At 70.2% G+C, this 16801-nt stretch carries 13 protein-coding genes; 6 read left to right on the top strand and 7 right to left on the bottom strand.

Annotation, left to right across the window (positions count from 1 at the left end; translation table 11 throughout):
* The first annotated feature begins 25 nt into the window (after positions 1–25).
* Positions 26–1390 carry a glutamate decarboxylase gene (locus ACZ6KY_RS00205; protein ID WP_469308039.1) on the top strand — a complete coding sequence of 455 codons (1365 nt, stop codon included), beginning with the start codon at positions 26–28 and terminating at the stop codon, positions 1388–1390.
* A gap of 218 nt (positions 1391–1608) precedes the next feature.
* Here ACZ6KY_RS00205 and glnA read toward each other — a convergent pair whose 3' ends face one another.
* Positions 1609–2970, bottom strand: coding sequence for a type I glutamate--ammonia ligase (glnA, locus tag ACZ6KY_RS00200; protein ID WP_469308038.1), 1362 nt, complete (start codon positions 2968–2970; stop codon positions 1609–1611).
* A gap of 324 nt (positions 2971–3294) precedes the next feature.
* Here glnA and ACZ6KY_RS00195 point away from each other — a divergent pair, with 324 nt between their 5' ends.
* Positions 3295–4500 carry a globin domain-containing protein gene (locus tag ACZ6KY_RS00195; protein ID WP_469308037.1) on the top strand — a complete coding sequence of 402 codons (1206 nt, stop codon included), beginning with the start codon at positions 3295–3297 and terminating at the stop codon, positions 4498–4500.
* Between the two features lie 175 nt (positions 4501–4675).
* On the opposite strand, the gene ACZ6KY_RS00190 is transcribed toward ACZ6KY_RS00195, so the two are convergent.
* Entirely contained in the window at positions 4676–5110 is a 435-nt protein-coding gene (locus ACZ6KY_RS00190) for an RrF2 family transcriptional regulator (RefSeq protein ID WP_469308036.1), read from the bottom strand.
* 233 nt (positions 5111–5343) lie between these two features.
* Here ACZ6KY_RS00190 and ACZ6KY_RS00185 point away from each other — a divergent pair, with 233 nt between their 5' ends.
* Both ACZ6KY_RS00185 and ACZ6KY_RS00180 read left to right on the top strand, forming a co-directional pair.
* Positions 5344–6015 carry a DUF3105 domain-containing protein gene (locus ACZ6KY_RS00185; RefSeq protein ID WP_469308035.1) on the top strand — a complete coding sequence of 224 codons (672 nt, stop codon included), beginning with the start codon at positions 5344–5346 and terminating at the stop codon, positions 6013–6015.
* The gene (locus tag ACZ6KY_RS00180) at positions 6012–6635 is read left to right on the top strand and encodes a DUF305 domain-containing protein (RefSeq protein ID WP_469308034.1); all 624 of its coding nucleotides are present in this window, start codon (positions 6012–6014) and stop codon (positions 6633–6635) included. Before ACZ6KY_RS00185 ends, ACZ6KY_RS00180 begins: the two co-directional genes overlap by 4 nt.
* Before the next feature lie 71 nt (positions 6636–6706).
* On the opposite strand, the gene ACZ6KY_RS00175 is transcribed toward ACZ6KY_RS00180, so the two are convergent.
* Positions 6707–7000: a hypothetical protein gene (locus ACZ6KY_RS00175; protein WP_469308033.1), complete on the bottom strand. Its 294-nt coding sequence runs from the start codon at positions 6998–7000 to the stop codon at positions 6707–6709.
* Positions 7001–7304: 304 nt separating this feature from the next.
* Here ACZ6KY_RS00175 and ACZ6KY_RS00170 point away from each other — a divergent pair, with 304 nt between their 5' ends.
* Together ACZ6KY_RS00170 and ACZ6KY_RS00165 are read left to right on the top strand one after the other, a co-directional pair.
* A complete protein-coding gene (locus tag ACZ6KY_RS00170) occupies positions 7305–9245 on the top strand; it encodes a S53 family peptidase (RefSeq protein ID WP_469308032.1) in 1941 nt (646 codons plus the stop codon).
* Between the two features lie 175 nt (positions 9246–9420).
* Complete coding sequence (locus ACZ6KY_RS00165) at positions 9421–11466, top strand: NAD(+) synthase (RefSeq protein ID WP_469308477.1); 2046 nt, start codon at positions 9421–9423, stop codon at positions 11464–11466.
* Between the two features lie 148 nt (positions 11467–11614).
* Here ACZ6KY_RS00165 and ACZ6KY_RS00160 read toward each other — a convergent pair whose 3' ends face one another.
* The 4 genes from ACZ6KY_RS00160 to ACZ6KY_RS00145 all read right to left on the bottom strand — a co-directional run bounded on the left by ACZ6KY_RS00160 (position 11615) and on the right by ACZ6KY_RS00145 (position 16601).
* Entirely contained in the window at positions 11615–12838 is a 1224-nt protein-coding gene (locus ACZ6KY_RS00160) for an MFS transporter (protein ID WP_469308031.1), read from the bottom strand.
* 204 nt (positions 12839–13042) lie between these two features.
* Complete coding sequence (locus ACZ6KY_RS00155; protein WP_469308030.1) at positions 13043–14080, bottom strand: endonuclease/exonuclease/phosphatase family protein; 1038 nt, start codon at positions 14078–14080, stop codon at positions 13043–13045.
* A 200-nt stretch (positions 14081–14280) separates the two neighbouring features.
* On the bottom strand, positions 14281–14901 hold the full coding sequence (locus ACZ6KY_RS00150) for a TetR/AcrR family transcriptional regulator (protein WP_469308029.1): 621 nt from the start codon (positions 14899–14901) through the stop codon (positions 14281–14283).
* Positions 14902–14999: 98 nt separating this feature from the next.
* Positions 15000–16601, bottom strand: coding sequence for an MFS transporter (locus ACZ6KY_RS00145; RefSeq protein ID WP_469308028.1), 1602 nt, complete (start codon positions 16599–16601; stop codon positions 15000–15002).
* Between the last annotated feature and the right edge of the window lie 200 nt (positions 16602–16801).

Raw genomic sequence — 16801 nt, 5'->3', positions numbered from 1 at the left:
CTCCCACCGTGATTGAGTCGCCGGTATGACCAAGAGTGACGCCGAGGCTCTGTTCGGCAACCGTTTCCTGACCGTGCCCGCCCCCTCGGAGACCTTCCCCGAGGAAGGCATGGCCGCGACGGACGCGATGAGGCTCGTGGATGTGGATCTCGCCATGGAGGGTGACCCGCAGCGCAACCTCGCCACGTTTGTCACGACTTGGATGGAGCCGGAGGCGCAACGGCTGATCGCCGAGAATCTCCACCGCAATTTCATCGACCACGCGGAGTACCCGATCTCCGCCGAGATCGAGCAGCGTTGCGTGCGCATGCTCGCCGACCTCTTCAACGCGCCGGGCAGGACGACCGGTTGCCGGACCCAGGGTTCGTCCGAGGCGATCATGCTCGGAGCGCTGTCGCTGAAATGGAAGTGGCGGGAGCGCCGGCAGGCGGCCAAGCTGTCGGTCGACCGACCCAACTTGATCTTCGGCGGGGACGTCCACGTCGTGTGGGAGAAGTTCTGCCGCTACTTCGACGTAGAACCGCGGATCGTGCCGCTCGCCGAGGGCAAGTACACGATCGGCCCGGAGGACGTGGAACCTCACCTCGACGAGAACACGATCGGTGTCGTCGCGGTCCTCGGCACCACGTTCACCGGCCACAAGGACGACGTCGTCGGGATCGACAAGCTCCTGCGGGACGTCCGCAAGGAGCGGGACCTCGACATCCCGATCCACGTCGACGGAGCCAGCGGCGCCTTCGTGTGGCCCTTCCTCTACCCGGACTCGAAATGGGACTTCCGGCTCGAACAGGTCCGCTCCATCAACGTCTCGGGACACAAGTACGGCCTGGTCTACCCCGGCATCGGCTGGCTGGTCTTCCGCGAGGAGTCCGACCTGCCCAAGGACCTCGTGTTCGAGGAGAACTACTTGGGCAAGACCGACGCGACGTTCACGCTGAACTTCTCCACCGGCGCGTCGATGGTGCTCGCGCAGTACTACAACTTCGTCCGGCTCGGTCGCCAGGGCTACACCTACGTCATGAAGATGTTGCAGCAGAATGCCCACGTGCTGGCGGACAACCTGCGCAGCAGCGGCCGCTTCGAAGTGATCGGGAGCGACCTCGAGCAGCTGCCGCTGGTCGCTTTCCGTCTCGCCGGCAAGCACGCCTACGACGAATCCGACGTCGCCTGGCAACTCTCGGCCGAGCGCGGCTGGATGGTACCGGCGTACACGCTCCCGCCCAACGCGGAGCGGGTGAAGATCATGCGTGCCCTGGTCAAGGAGACCCTGAGCCGCGAGCAGGTCGACCGCCTGAGCCAGGACATCGCCGACGCTTGCCGCACTCTGGACGACAAGGGTGCGGCCCATGGGACCGAGCGGGCCCAGGTCAAGCGCGGCACCGGCTACTGACGCCCGCGACCGGCACCCCCGGAGACGGGCAGGCGGCGTTGTCCACAGGCCTGCGCGCGATCCCGGCTTCCGGCGGACGAGATCCGCTTCGACACTGGCCGGCTTCCGGGGCGGACGGCCCGCAGACGGCTCAGGGGCAGTGAGGACAGCTACGGGGCCTGCGGTCGTCGACCGCAGGCCCCGCGCGCTGCACCGCAAAAAACGTCTCCGACCTGCCCTTACAGCACCGGCAGGCTCTTCCGCAGCTCGAAGGCGGTGACCTCGGAGCGGTACTCCTCCCACTCCGCCTTCTTGTTGCGCAGGAAGAAGTCGAAGACGTGCTCGCCGAGGGTCTCGGCGACGAGTTCGCTGCGCTGCATGAGGGCCAGGGCCTCGCCGAGGTTCTGCGGGAGGGGCTCGATGCCCATGGCCCGGCGCTCGGCGTCGGACAGGGCCCAGACGTCGTCGTCGGCGCCCGGCGGGAGCTCGTAACCCTCCTCGATGCCCTTCAGGCCCGCGGCCAGGAGCAGCGCGTACGCGAGGTACGGGTTCGCGCCCGAGTCGATCGAGCGGACCTCGACCCGCGCCGAGCCGGTCTTGCCGGGCTTGTACATCGGCACGCGGACGAGGGCGGAGCGGTTGTTGTGGCCCCAGCAGATGTACGAGGGGGCCTCGCCGCCGGCGCCCGCGGTGCGCTCGGAGCCGCCCCAGATGCGCTTGTAGGAGTTGACCCACTGGTTGGTGACGGCGGAGATCTCTCCGGCGTGCTTCAGGAGGCCGGCGATGAAGGAGCGGCCGACCTTGGAGAGCTGGTACTCCGAGCCGGACTCGTAGAACGCGTTCCGGTCGCCCTCGAAGAGGGAGAGGTGCGTGTGCATACCGCTGCCCGGGTACTCCGAGAACGGCTTCGGCATGAAGGTGGCCTGGACGCCCTGCTCCAGCGCGACCTGCTTCATGATCAGCCGGAAGGTCATGATGTTGTCGGCCGTGGAGAGCGCGTCGGCGTAGCGCAGGTCGATCTCCTGCTGGCCGGGGGCGCCCTCGTGGTGGCTGAACTCGACCGAGATGCCCATCGACTCCAGCATCGTGATGGCCTGGCGCCTGAAGTCCTGGCCGACGTTCTGCGGGGTGTGGTCGAAGTAGCCGGAGTTGTCGGCCGGAGTGGGCCGCGAGCCGTCCAGTGGACGGTCCTTCAGCAGGAAGAACTCGATCTCGGGGTGGGTGTAGAAGGTGAAACCCAGGTCCGAGGTCTTGTTGAGGGCGCGCTTGAGGACATAGCGCGGGTCCGCGAAGGACGGGGAGCCGTCCGGCATGAGGATGTCGCAGAACATCCGGGCCGTACCGGGGGCCTCGGCGCGCCAGGGCAGCACCTGGAAGGTGGACGGGTCCGGCTTGGCGATCATGTCGGACTCGTACACGCGGGCGAAGCCCTCGATGGCCGAGCCGTCGAAGCCGATGCCCTCGTCGAAGGCCTGTTCCAGCTCCGCCGGGGCCACGGCCACCGACTTGAGGAAGCCGAGCACGTCCGTGAACCACAGACGTACGAACCGGATGTCACGCTCCTCCAATGTCCGGAGCACGAACTCCTGCTGCTTGTCCATCTTCCGCTTCCACCCATCCTTGCTGGTCAGGCCGCCTGCTCCCACGCCTCGAAGACGATCGGCGCACCTGAGCATCCCACCACAACACCATTTCATGCGCGTTGCGGACCATGATCGGCCGGGCGACCTCGGTCTGAACGCCTCGCGTACGGCAGGTGTCCTGCTCTGCCGCACATACTGCCTGCTCACACGCGCCCCCGTAAGAGCCGACCGGCACTCTCTCGCCGCACGGGCTTTAATTTGCATCTTAGATGCAAGTTTTACTAGTGTCCGGTGCCGACAGGGCGCAACCCACCGTTCCCGCCCCGGCTTCGAGGAGTCCTGATGCTGTCCGAACAATCCGCCTCCACCGTGCGCGCGACCCTCCCCCTGGTCGGCGCCGCCATCGGCGAGATCACCGAGCGCTTCTACGCCGGACTGTTCACCGCGCACCCCGAGCTGCTCCGCGACCTGTTCAACCGCGGCAACCAGGCCGCGGGCACCCAGCGTCGGGCCCTCGCGGGATCCATCGCCGCCTTCGCCACCTGTCTGGTCGAACACCCCGACGAGCGGCCCGACACGATGCTGGGCCGCATCGCCCACAAGCACGCCTCCCTGGGCGTCGCGCCCGAGCAGTACGAGGTCGTGCACGAGCACCTCTTCGCCGCCATCGTCGAAGTGCTCGGCGACGCGGTCACCGCGGAGGTCGCCGCCGCCTGGGACGAGGTCTACTGGCTCATGGCGAACGCCCTGATCGCCATCGAGAAGCGCCTGTACGACGAGAACGCGGACGACGGGGCCCTGCGCCCGTGGGTGGTCACCGGGCGCGTCGAGGAGACCGCCGACGTCGCCACCTTCCGGATCCGCCCGGCCGACGGCGGAGCCCTGCCGGACTTCCGCGCGGGCCAGTACGTCTCCGTCGGCGTCGGGCTCCCGGACGGCGCACGCCAGATACGCCAGTACAGCCTCTCCAGCGCGCCCGGCTCCCCGGTACGCCAGATCAGCGTCAAGCGGGTCCGCGCGGACGGGAACGCCGGCCTGACGAGCCCCGAGGGCGAGGTCTCCGCCCACCTGCACGCACACGTCCGCGAGGGCAGCGTCCTGGAGGTCTCCGCGCCGTACGGCGACCTGGTCCTCGACGGCACGGACGCCCCGCTGCTCCTCGCCTCCGCGGGCATCGGCGTCACCCCGATGATCGCCATGCTGGAGCAGCTCACGATCACCGGCCACAAGGCCCCCGTCACCGTCGTGCACGCCGACCGCTCCCCCGCCGAGCACGCGCTGCGCGCCGAACACCAGGCGTTCGCGGGCGAACTCGCCGACGCGGAGACCCACTTCTGGTACGAGCGGCCCGAGCCCGGCCACCCCGCCGGGCGGACCGGTCTGGTCGACCTCTCCGGGGTGACCGTCCGGCCGGGCACGCACGCCTACCTGTGCGGTCCGCTGCCCTTCATGCGCGCGGTACGCACCCAGCTCCTCGACAAGGGCGTGCCCGCCTCCGACATCCACTACGAGGTGTTCGGACCGGACCTCTGGCTGGCCCAGGCCTAGCCAGGCCGTCCACCGGACGCCGTACGCGCAGGACCTCGTGCCCGGCCGGGGGCGGAGACGGCACCGGGGGCGGAGGCGGCACGAAGGCGGAGCCAGGTCCGGGGTCCCGCCGGTCTGCCGGAGGAGCCGGGCAGGGGTCCCGCCCGGTCCGCAGGAGGAGCCGGCGCCGGGAGGTCTACGGCCTCCGGGTGATGCCGAGCAGCAAGGGCCCGGTCGGCTCGGCGACGACGTCGGTGATGGTCAGCGGGTCCAGAGAGGCGTAGAAGGCCTCCTGGGCCCGCCGCAGCGCACCCCGCAGCCGGCACGCGGAGACGAGTGGGCACGGCGTGGCCCCCTCGCACTCGACGACATCGCCCTCCCCCTCGAAGGAGCGCACGATCGCGCCGACGGACTCCCCGCGCCCCTTCTCGGTGAGCGTGAGACCGCCTCCCCTGCCGCGCCGGGCATCGAGCAGCCCGAGGTGCTGGAGTTCGGCGACGACCTTGGCGGCGTGCGTGTAGGGGACCCGCATGTCGTCCGCGACCTCGCGCGTGGTGGGCGACGAGTCGCCGACGACGGCCAGTCGCATCAGGACGCGAAGGGCCAGGTCGGTGGATCGCAGCAACCGCATACCCGACAGCGTAGGTAATGCGCATCTACGGTTCAAATTATCCGGCCGGCCCCCGACGGACACCCTTCGGCCCGACCGCCGTCGCAGGGCACCCCGCCCCCGTCCAACCGGTCCAGTCGGTCCACCCAGTTCCACCCCTTTCTTCGGCCATTCCCCCGCCCTCCCTGCCGACACCCCTCCCTTCCCGATTACGATCGGCGGACCCGCCCGTCCCATCCCCATAAGGACTCACCATGGGTTCCGCCAAGAACACCAGCACCGGATCGCGCAAGGCACGCATCGAGGAGCTGCGCCGTGCCGAGCGCACCCGTGAGCGGCGCAACCGGATCCTCGTGACAGCGGCGAGCGCCGTCGTCGTCGCCGGTCTCGTCGTCGGTGGTGTCGTCCTCGTCCACTCGCAGTCGGACGACGGCAAGAAGGACACGGCGAGCGACTCGAAGGCGGCGTCGGGGCACTTCGTCACGGGCGCGGACGGTGTGAAGACCTGGACGGGCAAGCTGACCCGCAACCACGTCACGAAGACCGTGGCCTACCCGATGGAGCCGCCGGTCGGCGGTGACCACAACCCGGTCTGGATGAACTGCAACGGCGACGTCTACACCAAGGCCGTCAACAACATGAACGCCGTGCACTCCCTGGAGCACGGCGCGGTCTGGGTGACGTACAACGGCAAGGCGTCCGCCGCCGATGTGAAGACGCTCGCGGCGAAGGTCAAGAAGACCCCGTACACGCTGATGAGCCCGGTCGAGGACCAGAAGGACCCGATCATGCTGAGCGCCTGGGGCAAGCAGCGCACGGTGACCGGCGCGAGCGACAAGAACGTCGACGCGTTCTTCGCGGAGTTCGTGCAGGGCAAGCAGACGCCCGAGCCGGGCGCGGCCTGCACCAACGGTCTCTCCCAGTGAGGCACATCGGGTGGGTCGCGGGCGCCGCGGCGACCGTGCTCGTCGCGGCCGGGGCGATCTCGTACGCGGTCGCCGACGGCGACGACTCCGGGACGCGGGCACCCGCCGCCGACTCGGCGGACGCGGGCTTCGCCCGGGACATGGCGGTCCACCACCAGCAGGCCGTCGAGATGTCGTACATCGTGCGGGACCGCACCAAGGACGTGGAGGTACGGCGTCTCGCGTACGACATCGCGCAGACGCAGGCCAACCAGCGCGGCATGCTGCTCGGCTGGCTCGACCTGTGGGAGCTGCCGAAGGTGTCCTCGGACGCGCCGATGACCTGGATGGGCATGGGTGACATGGCGTCCGGCGAGGACGGCTCGCTGATGCCGGGCATGGCCACCAACGCCGAGATGAAGCGGCTCGGCACGCTGAACGGGAAGCAGGCCGAGGTCTTCTACCTCCAGCTGATGACCGACCACCACAAGGGCGGTATCCACATGGCCGAGGGCTGTGTCGCCAAGTGCGCCGTCGGGGTGGAGAAGCGGCTCGCGCAGGGCATGGTCGATGCCCAGCAGTCGGAGATCAAGATGATGGCGGACATGCTGAAGGAGCGGGGCGCGAAGGCGCGCGACTAGGACCGGTCCGGGAGCCTGGGGCGCGTCGGCCGGGCGTACGGAACGGGTCCGGGGCGGCGCCCCGGACCCGTTCACCCCCTCCGCCGCATGGTCAACCGCGCCAGTCCGTACCGCACTTCAGGGCGACGCCGGTCGGGACGAGCCGCTCCATCGAGCCGGGCCGGCCGTGGGTTACGGCGCGGCGCGGTGGACGGGTGGCCGTAACCCGGCGCGCCGAGCGCGAGGCCAGCGGCCTCGGTGACGCCCACGGCCGCGACGGCCACGCGGCCTTCGGCCGGCTGGCGGTCGCCCACCGCGGCGAGGACCGCCCGCAGGCAGACGTCCCGCCCGCTCCGGTAGAACTCTTCGAACTCCAGCTGCTTCACACCCGCAACACGCCCCAGGGACTCGATCCGCTTACAGAAACCGGGCGCCTCTTTGCACAGCCCGAGGGGAGACAGAGGGAAAACCCTCGAATGTGGGCGAGGGTCCACTCCAAAACAGCCCAAATGATCGCCAATCGCGGCCACTTGGTCTTTCCTTGGCTTTTTCATTCCCCTGGCATGAACAGTTCACCGAAAGAGTGACCCCCATCTGTGATCCATTCCTCACGCTCCGACAGGGCGTGAGGCTTTCGTGTGGATCACCGACCAACCACTACATGCGACGAACCGCATCGCAGGGGGTTCTATGAGATCCAACCGCGCCACCGCGCGCGCCGGAGTGAGCCTGGCGGCGACACTGCCTCTGCTCGCCGGTGCGCTGGCGCTCGGCATACCCGCGGCCCACGCCACGGACGGCCCGAGCCGGGACACCCTCACGGGCACCAGGCCCGCGTGGGCGACGGCGAAGGCGGACAAGGGAGCGGCGTCCGACAGCTCCCAGCTCTCGGCCCGGGTGTACTTCGCCGGCCGGGACGCCAAGGGTCTGGCGGCTTACGCCAGGTCCGTGTCCGACCCGCACTCGGCTTCGTACGGGAAATACCTCAGCGCCAAGAAGGCGCAGGCACGTTTCGGCGCCACCAAGGCCCAGGTCACCGCGGTGACCAACTGGCTCAAGTCGGCGGGCCTGAAGGTCACCGGAACGACGCAGCACTACGTCTCGGTGACCGGCGACGTGGCCGCCGCCGAGAAGGCGTTCGGCACGCAGCTGCACAACTACACCAAGGGCAAGAAGACTTACCGGGCGCCGTCGAAGACGGCTTCCGCGCCCGCCGCCCTGAACGGCGCCGTCCTGACCGTCACCGGCCTGGACAACGCTCCGCACATGGCGCAGCACGCCGATCAACTGCCGGGTCCGGACGCGGTGTTCAAGAACTCCGGGCCGTTCTCCTCGTACTACGGCTCGAAGACCGCGAGCACCCTGCCGGACGCGTACGGGCACAAGATCCCGTACGCGATCCAGGGGTACACCGGCAAGCAGCTGCGTGCGGCGTACGGTGCGGGCAAGCGCACCGGCAAGAACGTGCGCGTCGCCATCACGGACGCGTTCGCCTCGCCGACCATCGCCTTCGACGCGGCGACCTACGCCGGGAAGCACGGCGACGCCGCGTACACCAGCGGTCAGCTCCGTCAGGTGCTGCCCGACACGTACACGAAGACCGATGAGTGCGGGGCGTCCGGCTGGTACGGCGAGGAGACCCTCGACGTCGAGGCCGTGCACGCGGTCGCGCCGGGCGCGAGCATCACGTACGTGGGTGCCGCCTCCTGCTACGACGACGATCTGCTCGGCTCGCTCAACAAGATCGTCGACGGGCACCTGGCCGACATCGTCTCCAACTCGTGGGGCGACATCGAGGCCAGCCAGACCCCGGACCTCGCGGCCGCCTACGACCAGACCTTCCAGTTCGGCGCGGTCGAGGGCATCGGCTTCTACTTCTCCTCCGGTGACAACGGTGACGAGGTCGCCAACACCGGTACGAAGCAGGTCGACACCCCGGCCAACTCGGCCTGGGTGACGGCGGTCGGCGGTACCTCGCTGGCGGTCGGCAAGGGCGACAAGTACCTGTGGGAGACCGGCTGGGGCACCGAGAAGGCCGCGCTGTCCACGGACGGCAAGAGCTGGACCGGGTTCCCGGGCGCGTTCACCTCGGGTGCGGGCGGTGGCACCAGCAAGACCGTGGCGGAGCCCTTCTACCAGAAGGGTGTCGTCCCGGACGCGCTGGCCAAGGCCAACAACGCCGCGGGTAACCGGGTCGTCCCGGACATCTCGGCGATCGCCGACCCCAACACCGGTTTCAAGGTCGGCCAGACGCAGACCTTCCCGGACGGGTCGGAGCAGTACAGCGAGTACCGGATCGGCGGCACCTCGCTGGCCGCTCCGGTGATCGCTGCCGTCCAGGCCCTCGCCCAGGAGGCGCGCGGCGGCAAGGCGATCGGTTTCGCCAACCCGTCGATCTACTCCAAGGCCGGCTCGAAGGCGTACCACGACGTCACGGACAACCCCACGGGCTCCGGACTCGCCGTGGCGCGCGTCGACTTCGCGAACGGCTTCGACGCCTCGGGCGGTCAGGTCATCTCCGTCCGCAGCCTCGGCAAGGACAGCTCGCTGTCGGCCGTGAAGGGCTACGACGACGTCACCGGTGTGGGCTCCCCCGCCCCGGGCTACGTCGACTCGTTCAGCCGCCGCTGACCCGGCGTTCACTGACGATGCGCCCGTCTCTCCAGTGGAGGCGGGCGCATCGCGCGTTCTCGGTGACCCGCGCGACATCCCCGGTACCTGACGTCTGCCGTGGAGGGTGGTCCGCCACACACCTCGCGCCACCCCATCGCGTCGCTCTGACGATTACACTGGCCGGGTGCCTCCTCTGAACTTCCGGTCGCTCTATCAGCACGGCTTCGCACGCGTCGCCGCCTGCACGGGCCACACCGTCATCGCGGACCCGCACGCCAACGCCGAGGCGGTCCTGCGCCAGGCGCGCAGGTGCGCCGGCGAGGGTGTCGCCGTCGCCGTCTTCCCGGAGATGGGGCTGTGCGGTTACTCGATCGAGGACCTGCTGCTCCAGGACGCGCTGCTCGACCAGGTCGAGGAGGCGCTCCAGGCGGTGGTGGCGGGGTCGGCGGGACTCCTGCCGGTCCTGGTCGTGGGCGCCCCGCTGCGCCACCGCAACCGGGTCTACAACTGCGCGGTGGTCGTGCACCGGGGCCGGGTCCTCGGTGTCGTACCCAAGTCGTACCCGCCGAACTACCGGGAGTTCTACGAGCGCCGGCAGATCGCCGCGGGCGACGACGAGCGCGGCGGCACGATCCGGGTCGGCGGTGAGTCCGTGCCGTTCGGCGTGGACCTGCTGTTCGCCGCCGACGACGTCCCGGGTCTCGTGCTGCACACGGAGATCTGCGAGGACATGTGGGTGCCGGTGCCGCCGAGCGCCGAGGCGGCCCTGGCGGGCGCCACCGTCCTCGCCAACCTCTCCGGCAGCCCGATCACCGTCGGCCGGGCCGAGGACCGCAAGCTGATGTGCCGTTCGGCGTCCTCACGCTGCATCGCCGCGTACGTGTACGCGGCGGCCGGCCTGGGCGAGTCGACCACCGACCTGTCCTGGGACGGCCAGACCATGATCTACGAGAACGGGGCGCTGCTGGCCGAGTCCGACCGCTTCCCGCTCGACGACCAGTTCGCCGTGGCGGACGTCGACCTCGACCTGTTGCGCCAGGAGCGGCTCCGGACGGGCAGCTTCGACGACAACCGGCGCACGCACGCCGCCCGCACCGCCGATTTCCGGACGCTGTCGTTCCGGCTCGACCCGCCGGCCGGCGACCTGGGCCTGCGGCGCCGCGTCGAGCGCTTCCCGTTCGTGCCCGCGGACCCCGACCGGCTGGCCCAGGACTGCTACGAGGCGTACAACATCCAGGTCGCGGGGCTCCAGCAGCGGCTCGCGGCGATCGGTGGCCCGAAGGTGGTCATCGGGGTGTCCGGCGGTCTCGACTCCACGCACGCGCTGATCGTCGCGGCCCACGCGATGGACCGGGCGGGCCGCCCGCGCGGCGACATCCTCGCCTTCACCCTGCCCGGCTTCGCCACCAGCGACCACACCAAGGGCAACGCGCACGAGCTGATGCGCTCCCTCGGCGTCACCGCGGCCGAGCTGGACATCACGCCGACCGCCCGGCTGATGCTGGACGAGATGGGCCATCCCTTCGCCTCCGGCGAGCCCGTGTACGACGTCACCTTCGAGAACGTGCAGGCCGGACTGCGCACCGACTACCTGTTCCGGCTCGCGAACCAGCGTGGCGGCATCGTGCTCGGGACCGGTGACCTGTCGGAGCTGGCGCTCGGCTGGTCCACGTACGGCGTGGGCGACCAGATGAGTCACTACAACGTCAACTCGGGTGTGCCGAAGACGCTGATCCAGCATCTGATCCGCTGGGTCATCGGCAGCCACCAGTTCGGCGAGGACACCGACCGGACGCTCGCCGCGATCCTCGACACGGAGATCAGCCCGGAGCTCGTACCGGGCGAGGAGATGCAGTCCACCGAGTCGAGGATCGGCCCGTACGCCCTGCACGACTTCACCCTCTTCCACGTGCTGCGCTACGGCTTCAGGCCGTCGAAGATCGCCTTCCTGGCCTGGCACGCGTGGCACGACCCGGACGCGGGTGCCTGGCCGCCGGGCTTCCCCGAGGCCGAGCGGGTCGCGTACGACCTGCCGGAGATCCGGCGCTGGCTGGACGTGTTCTGCCGCCGTTTCTTCGGGTTCGCGCAGTTCAAGCGCTCGGCCATGCCGAACGGGCCGAAGGTCTCGGCCGGCGGTTCGCTCTCACCGCGCGGCGACTGGCGCGCGCCGTCCGACAGTTCGGCCCGCGTCTGGCTCCGCGACCTGGCCCGCTTCGACCTCCCGGGGGCGGAGGGCTGACTTCCCCGGGGACGGCTGACCGCCCCGGGTTCGACGCCCCGACCGGTGCTACCGGCCGCGCGGGGCGAGTCGGTGCGGCAGCCCGGCGGAGGTGCCGCTCCCTGCCGGGCGGCGGCGCGCGGCCCGGGGGCACCGCCGTCAGGCGTCCTCACCGGTGCGCGTGTTCCGCGGGCGCGGGCAGGTGGGTGGCGACGAGGCGGCCGGGTGCTCCCGCGACCGCCGCCGCGCGGCGGCGGTCGACCGAGTACGCCGCTCCGGCGACCGCCAGGCCGAGCACGGCGAGGGCGGCTCCGGCGACCGCCGGGGAGGTGGCTCCGAAGCCCGCCGCCAGGGCGAGCCCGCCGATCCACGCGCCGCCCGCGTTGGCGAGGTTGAACGCGGCCTGGTTGGCGGAGGACGCGAGGGAGGGCGCGGCGGCGGCCTTCTCCATGACCATCAGCTGGAGGGGCGAGCCGGTGACGAAGGCGGCCGTGCCGAGCAGCACCACCCCCACCGCCGCGCTCCACTCCGTACGCATCAGCAAGGGGAAGGCGGCCAGCACGACCACCACCGAGGCGAGGCCGCCGAACAGGGTGCGGCGCATCGCGTGGTCCGCGAGCCGGCCGCCGAGCAGGTTGCCCGCGGTCGCGCCGACCCCGAAGAGCGCCAGCAGCGGTGTGACACTGCCCTCGGCGTATCCGGCGGCGTCCGTGAGCATGGGCGTGATGTAGCTGTACGCGGAGAACAGGGCCCCGAAGCCCGCGACCGTCGTGCCGAGGGCGAGCCAGACGGGCAGCGGGCGCAGCGCGGCGAGTTCGCCGCGCAGGCCGCCGACGGGGGTCTGCCCGGGGGTGTGCGGGATCAGCAGGAACAGCGAGGCGATGGCGGCCACGCCGATCACGCTCACGCCGAGGAAGGTGGCCCGCCAGCCCAGGTGCTGTCCCACGAGGGTGGCGGCCGGGACGCCTGCGATGTTCGCGACGGTCAGGCCGAGGAACATCAGCGACACGGAGCGGGCCTTGCGCTCGGGGGCGACCAGGCCGGTGGCGACGACGGCACCGACGCCGAAGAAGGCGCCGTGCGGCAGACCGCTCAGGAAGCGGGCGGCGAGCAGCCAGTGCTCGTCGGGGGCGAACGCGGAGAGCGCGTTGCCCGCGGCGAAGAGGCCCATCAGGGCGATGAGGACCTTGCGGCGGGACATCCGGGCGGTGGCCGCGGCGAGCAGCGGGGCGCCGATGACGACGCCGAGCGCGTACGCGGAGACCAGGTGTCCGGCGGCCGGGATGGATATGCGCAGGTCGCCCGCGACGTCGGGCAGCAGGCCCATCATGGCGAACTCGGTGGTGCCGATGCCGAAGGCGCCCACAGCGAGGGCGAGCAGGGCCAGAGGCATGAGATGCCTTTCGAAGGAGCGGGGACGAGCGGGGCTCCGTACGGGCGCGGGCGGCGTGCGGGAACACGCGCGGGCACGGACGCGCCCGCGCACAGCCATGTGCGCGGGTCGCGGATCACAGGTCGAACGTATATTAAGTTCCGCTGGTGAACAAAGTCTGCCGGGCCCAGTATTCCAAGAGATGGAGAACGGGATTCCAGGAAGTTAAGACGCGCTTGCGTCCACCTTGACGCGGGCCGCGATCGGGAGGTGGTCGCTGCCGGTCGCGGGCAGGGTCCACGAGGTCACCGGCTCGATGCCCTTGACCATGATCTGGTCGATCCGGGCCATCGGGAACGACGCCGGCCAGCTGAACCCGAAGCCGCTGCCCACCGCGCCCTGCGTGGAACGCATCTGCGCGGTGACCGCGTTCAGGGCCCGGTCGTTCATCGTGCCGTTGAGGTCACCGAGCAGAACGACCTGCTTCAGGGGCTCGCCGGCGATCGCCTCGCCCAGCGCGTCCGCGCTCGTGTCGCGCTGCCGGGCGGTGAACCCGGCCTTCATCTTCACGCGCACCGAGGGCATATGGGCCACGTACACCGCGACCCGGCCGGCCGGCGCCGACACGGTCGCCCGCATGGCACGCGTCCAGCCCAGCTTGATGTCCACCGGCCGGATGTCACTGAGCGGGTACTTGCTCCACAGCCCGACGGTGCCCTGCACCGAGTGGTACTTGTACGTCGGCGCGAGCGCCCGCTCGTACACCGGCACGGCCGAGGCCGTCAGCTCCTCCAGGGCAAGCACGTCGGCACCCGAGGCGGCCACGTCACGGGCGGTTCCGGACGGGTCCGGGTTGTCGGCGTTGACGTTGTGGGTGGCGACGGTCAGATCGCCGCCGCCGCCGGTCTTGTCGGTGAGCAGTCCGCCGAAGAGGTTCAGCCAGACCACGCCGGTCAGCAGCACGGCGATCAGGGCGCTGGCGGACTTCCGCACGAAGGCGAGGACCAGCAGGACCGGGATGAACACGCCGAGCCACGGCAGGAACGTCTCTGTGAGGCTGCCGAGGTTGCCGATCCGGTTCGGGATCCGCCCGTGCGTCAGCATCACCAGGGCGAGCAGCAGCGCGAGGGCGGCGAGGACCAGCCCGCGCCGCCAGATGCCGCGGTCGCCGCGCCAGCCGTCGAGCAGGCGCCGAAGCCGGGACTCTCTGCGCTCCGGCCCCTGGCCGTCGCTGCCCGTCTCCGTCATATACGCCTGCGCCATACCGTCGCCTCACAAACTGCCGTGCGCACCGTCTGCCCCTCGACTACGACCCTAGGGGATGTCCGGTGTCGTTCTCGCCGTCCATGACGGCCGTACAGGCAAGGGGACGTTCAACTTCGTGCCCGGAGTTCCGCATCCTGGCACGCGATGCGCCGTCTGTGACGAAACGCGCACATTCACCCCGTCAGAAACAGTTCGTGTCACGGCCGGGCGGGGCGCAGGCCCTCCAGCAGCGTGTCGACGATCTGTTCGGCGAGGCCCTCGGGAAGTTCGGTGTCCGGGCGCATGACGGAGCGGACGAGCATCGGGCCGACGAACATGTCGTTGAGCAGTTCGATGTCGACGTCGTCGCGGAGTTCGCCGTTCTCCTGTCCGCGGCGCAGTACCTCGTAGCCCAGTTGGCGTCTGGGGGCTATGACCGTGGCGTCGTACGCGGCCCACAGTCTGGGGCTGCTCTTCATCTGCGCGTAGACGTTGTGCAGGATCGCCGACGAGCGGCTGACCAGACCGCGCCGGCGCAGCGTCTCCAGCAGGGCGACGAGGTCGTCGCGCATGGAGACGCCGGGGAGTTCGGGGTCCGCGGGCTCGGCGCCGCGCAGCACGTCGACGAAGAGTTCTTCCTTGCCGCTCCAGCGGCGGTAGATCGTCGCCTTGCCGACGCCGGCGGTGCGCGCGAGGCGCTCGATGGAGATGTCCGCGAGCGGAACCCCGTCCTCCAGGAGCTTCATCACGCCCTCGACGATGGCGCGCTCCACCGCCTCGCTGCGGGGACGTCCCCGGCCGGGGCACCCTTGCCTGTCTCGGCTGTCCGCGAGGCTCACGTCGAACTCCGTTCCCATCGTTGACCTGGTGCCATTCTCCCCCGCGAACGGCGACGGCGGGCACCCGGTCAGGGTGCCCACAGTCGCGTACGCCGATGTCAGTCCTGTCCGAGGTCGGCCGTCACCAACTCGGCCTCGTCCTTGCCCTCCCGCGGGGCCGCCGGACGGCCCGGCAGGAACAGCGCGACGACCACCGCGCCGATGACCGCGACGCCCGCGCCGCACAGGGCGGTGACGTGCATGGCGTGCAGGAACGCGTCGTTCGCCGGGGTGATGAGCGCCTTGCCCTGCGGGCCGAGCTTGGCGGCGACGCCGAGGGTGGCCTCGATGGACTCGCCCGCGGTGTGCCGCAGCGGGGCCGGGACGAGGCTGAGCTTGTCGTCGATGCCGTTGCGGTAGGCCGTGGAGAGCACGGAACCGAGGACCGCGATACCGAGGGCGCCGCCGACCTGGCGGAAGGTGTTGCTCAGCGCGGACGCGGAGCCGGCCTTCTCGCGCGGCAGCGCCTGCATGATGACGACGCTGGTCGGGGTCATGATGTGCGCCATGCCGGTGCCCATCAGGAAGAAGATGACCTCCAGGAGCCAGATCGGGGTGTCCGCCTCCAGCGTGCCGAACGCGGCCAGCGTCGCGGCCATGAGCACCAGGGCCGCCGTGCAGGTGGCGCGGTTGCCGAAGCGGTCGACGACGAGCCGGGCGCGCGGCGCGAAGATGATCTGGGCTGCGGCCAGCGGGAGCATCAACAGGCCGGTCTGCAGCGGCGAGTAGCCCCGCACGCTCTGGGTGTAGAAGACGGAGAAGAAGGTCACGCCCATGAGGGCGAAGAAGACCAGTGCGATGGCCGTCATCGCCGCCGAGAAGACCTTGTTCTTGAAGTACGTGACGTCGATGGACGGGTGGTCGCTGCGCTTCTCGAACCACACGAAGCCGATGAGGACGACGAGGCCGGCGCCGAACGTCGCGAGGACCCGCGGGTCGGTGAAGTCGGCGAGCTGGCCGCCCTTGATGATGCCGTAGACCAGCAGGACGAGGCCGATGACGGAGAGGACCACACCGACCGGGTCCAGACGGCCCGGGTTCGGGTCGCGGGAGTCGGGGACCAGCCAGATCATCAGGCCGATCGCGAGGATCACGATGGGCACGTTGATCAGGAAGACCGAGCCCCACCAGAAGTGGTCGAGCAGGACGCCGCCGGTGATCGGGCCGATCGCGATGGCGAGGCCGACGCCGCCGGCCCAGATGCCGATGGCCTTGGGCTGCTCGTCGCGCTCGAACACGTTCATGAGGACGGCGAGGGTGGCGGGCATCACGAAGGCGGCGCCGAGGCCCATCAGCGCGCGGAACGCGATGAGCTGGACCGGCGAGCCGGACTCGGCGGCCAGCGCGGAACCGATGCCGAAGACGGCGAGACCGGCGAGCAGCACCTTCTTGCGGCCGAGCCGGTCACCGAGGAGACCCGCGGTGAACAGCAGTCCTGCGAAGACGAGTGTGTAGGCGTTGATGGCCCACTCCAGCTCACCCTGGGTGGCGCCGAGCCCGGTGGGCGCCGGGGTCGAGATCGTCTTGATCGCGACGTTCAGGATCGAGTTGTCGAGCACCACGATCAGCAGGCTGAGCATCAGCACGCCGAGGATCGCCCAGCGGCGCCGGTGCACCGCCTCGGGTACCCGTCGGTCGAGCGGAGGAGCGGAAGTTGTCATGGCGACCACCCTAGAGGCAATTCGATACGACACCGTCTCGTATCGGAAAGGCTTTACGCAGAACTTACGAAGTGACCTGGGTCTCCGGCCGGAGACGCCCGTCCGGACGGGTCGGCCGGACGGGGTGGGCGTGGTGTGAACTACACCGGTCCTTCGGGGCCGGTCTAGCCGCGCGTAGCACGAGGTGCCACCATGGAGCT

This window comes from Streptomyces sp. NPDC042002, assembly GCF_055588305.1.
The sequence above is the reverse complement of the archived record's forward strand: the minus strand, read 5'-3'. Positions and strand labels throughout refer to the sequence as shown.

Coding starts and splice junctions, on each gene's coding strand:
- ACZ6KY_RS00195 (WP_469308037.1), top strand. CDS start 3,295: ATGCTGTCCGAACAATCCGCCTCCACCGTGCGCGCGACCCTCCCCCTG.
- ACZ6KY_RS00145 (WP_469308028.1), bottom strand. CDS start 16,601: ATGACAACTTCCGCTCCTCCGCTCGACCGACGGGTACCCGAGGCGGTG.
- ACZ6KY_RS00190 (WP_469308036.1), bottom strand. CDS start 5,110: ATGCGGTTGCTGCGATCCACCGACCTGGCCCTTCGCGTCCTGATGCGA.
- ACZ6KY_RS00205 (WP_469308039.1), top strand. CDS start 26: ATGACCAAGAGTGACGCCGAGGCTCTGTTCGGCAACCGTTTCCTGACC.
- glnA (WP_469308038.1), bottom strand. CDS start 2,970: ATGGACAAGCAGCAGGAGTTCGTGCTCCGGACATTGGAGGAGCGTGAC.
- ACZ6KY_RS00160 (WP_469308031.1), bottom strand. CDS start 12,838: ATGCCTCTGGCCCTGCTCGCCCTCGCTGTGGGCGCCTTCGGCATCGGC.
- ACZ6KY_RS00155 (WP_469308030.1), bottom strand. CDS start 14,080: ATGGCGCAGGCGTATATGACGGAGACGGGCAGCGACGGCCAGGGGCCG.
- ACZ6KY_RS00170 (WP_469308032.1), top strand. CDS start 7,305: ATGAGATCCAACCGCGCCACCGCGCGCGCCGGAGTGAGCCTGGCGGCG.
- ACZ6KY_RS00185 (WP_469308035.1), top strand. CDS start 5,344: ATGGGTTCCGCCAAGAACACCAGCACCGGATCGCGCAAGGCACGCATC.